The organism is Nevskiales bacterium (genome assembly GCA_035574475.1).
Classification (GTDB): domain Bacteria; phylum Pseudomonadota; class Gammaproteobacteria; order Nevskiales; family DATLYR01; genus DATLYR01.
This window is the reverse complement of sequence record DATLYR010000042.1, coordinates 1-2,834: the sequence shown is the minus strand read 5'-3', so window position 1 is coordinate 2,834 and position 2,834 is coordinate 1. Positions and strand designations below refer to the sequence as shown.

Sequence of the window (2,834 nt, the reverse complement as noted above, 5' to 3'; positions counted from 1 at the left end):
AGCAGCCCGCCGCCGCAGCCGACGTCGCAGACGCGCCGGCCGGCCAGCGGCGCGCGCTCGTCGACATAGCGCAGGCGCAGCGGGTTGATCTGGTGCAGCGGCTTCATCTCGCCGTCCGGGTCCCACCAGCGCGCGGCCATGGCCGCGAACTTGCGCAGTTCCTCCGGGTCGGCGTTGGGCGGTGCTGCGGTGGTCATGACGGGTCGTTGGCGGCGATGCGTGCCTGCCACTCGCGCGCGCGGGCGAGCAGGGCGGTTTCGTCCAGCGTGGTCAGGCGGCGCTCGTGCAGCAACCGGCGCCCGGCGACCCAGACATCACTGACCTGGTGGCGGCTGGCGGCATACACGAGCTGCGACAGCACGTGGTACAGCGGCTCGGTCTCGATGCCGCCGAGCTCGATGGCGCACAGGTCGGCCCATTTGTTCACTTCCAGCGAGCCGATCTCCTCGGCCAGGCCCAGCGCACGCGCGCCGTTGAGCGTGGCCATGCGCAGCGCCGTGTGCGCGGGCAGGGCGCTGGCATCGCCCGCCACGGCCTTGGCCAGCAGTGCGGCGGTGCGCATCTCGCCGAGCAGGTCGAGGTCGTTGTTGCTGGCGGCGCCGTCGGTGCCCAGCGCCACGTTCACGCCCGCCGCCAGCAGCTTGCCGACCGGGCAGAAGCCGCTGGCCAGCTTGAGGTTCGATTCCGGGCAGTGCACGACGTTGACGCCGCTGTCCGCGCACAGGCGGATCTCATCGTCCGTGAGCTGGGTCATGTGCACCGCCATCAGCGCCGGCGACAGCAGGCCGAGCGCGTGCAACCGCGCCAGCGGGCGCCGGCCGGCCTGCGCCTGGGCTTGCTCGACCTCGAAGGCGGTTTCGTGCACGTGCATCTGGATGGGGATGTCCAGCTCGTCCGCCAGCACGCGCATGCGCGCCAGCGGCCCGTCCGAGACGGTGTAGGGCGCGTGCGGGCCGAAGGCGGTGCGCACCAGCGGGTGCCCGCGCCAGGCGTCGTGCACCGCGGCGGCCTTGTCCAGGTATTCGTCCGGCCCCTGCGCCCAGACGCTGGGGAAGTCGAGCAGGATCAGCCCGACGCAGGCGCGCATGCCGGCCGCCGCGGCGACCTGCGCGGACACATCGGGGAAGAAATACATGTCGTTGAAGCAGGTGATGCCGCCCTTGAGCATCTCGGCCACGGCCAGCTGCACGCCGTCGCGGCAGAACTCCACCGACACGTGCTTCGCCTCGGCCGGCCAGATGTGGCCCTGCAGCCAGTCCATCAGCGGCAGGTCGTCGGCCAGGCCGCGCATCAGGCTCATGGCGGCGTGGGTGTGGGCGTTGACCAGCCCCGGCAGCAGCGCGTGGCGCGGCAGCTCCACGGTTTCGGCGGCGGGGTAAAGTTTTTCGGCCTCGGTGTGCGGCGCCAGGCCGACGATGCGGCCGCCGCGGATCGCGAGGCTGTGGTGATCCAGCACGGCGCCATCCGGTTCCACCGGCACGATCCAGCGGGCATGGATGAGGCAGTCGACGGGGCCGGGCGTGTTGTTGTTCTGGCTGGCGGACATGGCAAATCCGGGCTGGGCTCGCGGCTGCGCTAAACTGCGCAGCAACCCGCGTTTTTCACTCCGGAACTATAACAAGGTTTATGAACGCACAGGCGCCAACCGAGGGCATCCAGCCGATCCGCTGGCAGGGCGATCACCTGTCGCTGCTCGACCAGCGGCTGCTGCCGGCCGAGACGCGCTACCTGGCTGCCCGCAGTGCCGGCGAGGTCGCGCAGGCCATCCACGACATGGCGGTGCGCGGCGCGCCGGCGATTGGCATTGCCGCCGCCTATGGCGTGGTGCTGGCGGCGCAGGCGGGCGCCGACCTGCAGGCCGCGCTGCAGGCGCTGGAAGCCTCGCGCCCGACCGCGGTCAACCTGCACTGGGCGCTGGCGCGCATGCGCGGCCGGATAGCCGCGGGCGCCGATGCCGCGCAGCTGCTGGCGGAGGCGCAGGCCATCCATGCCGAGGACCTGGCAATGAACCGCCGCATGGGCGAACTGGGCGCGGCGCTGTTCCAGCAGCCGGTGTCGGTGCTGACCCACTGCAACACCGGCGCACTGGCCACCGGCGGGCATGGCACGGCGCTGGGCGTGATCCGCAGCGCGCATGCCGCCGGACGCTTGAAGAACGTCTATGCCGGCGAGACCCGACCCTGGCTGCAGGGCGCGCGGCTCACGGCCTGGGAGCTGCAGCAGGAAGGCATCCCCGCACAACTCATCGCCGACGGCGCGGCCGGCGCGCTGATGGCGCGCGGACGGGTGGACTGGGTCATTGTCGGTGCCGACCGCGTGGCGGCGAATGGCGATGTCGCCAACAAGATCGGCACCTATGCGCTGGCGGTGCTGGCGCGATACCACGGGGTCAAGTTCATGGTGGTCGCGCCCAGCAGCACGGTGGACCTCGCCACGCCGGACGGCGCCGCCATCCCGATCGAGGAGCGCAGCGCGCGCGAGTTGACCGAATTCCGCGGCCAGCGCATCGCGCCGGAGGGCTTCCCCGCCCTCAACCCCGTGTTCGACGTGACCCCAGCGAAGCTGGTGGACGTGCTCGTCACCGAACGCGGCGTGGTGCACGCGCCGGATGCGGCGGGTGTGGCGAGGATGATGCGGGGGTAGGGTTGAGTGCTCGAACTACCGCTGGCTCACGGATGCGTATTTAACGCACCCCGTGGAATGATTTCTTGCCAGAAGCCGTCCTTTCCAGGCACTCAGATAGCCAAATCTTGATGACGGACTGGCGGGTCACGCCTAGGCGATTGGCCTCTTTATCCAGACGCTCGATCATCCACTGCGGAAAATCAACATTG

General features: G+C 70.5%; 3 protein-coding genes. 1 reads left to right on the top strand and 2 read right to left on the bottom strand.

The genetic code is table 11. From position 1 onward, the window contains the following. The coding region (locus VNJ47_02655) for a hypothetical protein (protein HXG27734.1) at window positions 1–197 on the bottom strand (197 nt) is incomplete at its 3' end. Further along, entirely contained in the window at window positions 194–1,546 is a 1,353-nt protein-coding gene (locus tag VNJ47_02650) for a TRZ/ATZ family hydrolase (GenBank protein ID HXG27733.1), read from the bottom strand. The genes VNJ47_02655 and VNJ47_02650, both read right to left, overlap by 4 nt. An 80-nt stretch (window positions 1,547–1,626) precedes the next feature. Between VNJ47_02650 and mtnA the strand changes: the two genes are divergently transcribed. Next, window positions 1,627–2,643 carry an S-methyl-5-thioribose-1-phosphate isomerase gene (gene mtnA / locus VNJ47_02645; GenBank protein HXG27732.1) on the top strand — a complete coding sequence of 339 codons (1,017 nt, stop codon included), beginning with the start codon at window positions 1,627–1,629 and terminating at the stop codon, window positions 2,641–2,643. Window positions 2,644–2,834 lie beyond the last annotated feature (191 nt).